General features: G+C 22.8%; 1 protein-coding gene. It reads left to right on the top strand.

The features are described from left to right. Positions 1-177 precede the first annotated feature (177 nt). On the top strand, positions 178-504 hold the full coding sequence (locus EHV01_RS06430; protein WP_422066734.1) for a S1 RNA-binding domain-containing protein: 327 nt from the start codon (positions 178-180) through the stop codon (positions 502-504). Positions 505-580 lie beyond the last annotated feature (76 nt).

Here is a 580-nt window from a genome sequence, read left to right on the forward strand (position 1 = left end):
AGAATTTTATAAAGGTTCCCAAATTTGTTTGAAAGAACCTCAAAATTTTTTTAACTTGTAAGTTATTTTATCACAAAAATTTAAGAAAATCAACCGCTCGCCCAATTGCTGCAAATGATTTTTTATAGTCTTAATGATATAATTAAATTATTTAAAGAAAGGAAGTATATTTAATTTATGTATAAAAAAGGAAATAAAGTTAATGTTAAAATAACAAACGTTACACCTTATGGTGCTTTTTGTAGAGCAGAAAAGGCTGATGGTTTAATCCATATTAGTGAAGTTTCAGATTACTTTGTTAAAGATATTAAAGATTTTTTTGATATTGGTGATAAAATTGAAGTTGAGGTGTTAGATTTTAATACAGTTAGAAAACATCTTAAATTAAGTTATAAAAATTGTCATCCTGAACTATTGAAAAATGATGATGGTAATGAAATACAAGAAAAATCACCTAGTTTAGAAAAGTCATTAAATACCAATTATTTAATAAATAAAAAGTAAATAAAATTTATAAATGTTAGAAGGTTTTAAAAACCTTTTTTATAATCCCATTTTAAAACGATATGGATAAGAAAMA

Source organism: Spiroplasma sp. hy2 (assembly GCF_044714365.1).
Classification (GTDB): domain Bacteria; phylum Bacillota_I; class Bacilli_A; order Mycoplasmatales; family Mycoplasmataceae; genus Spiroplasma; species Spiroplasma phoeniceum.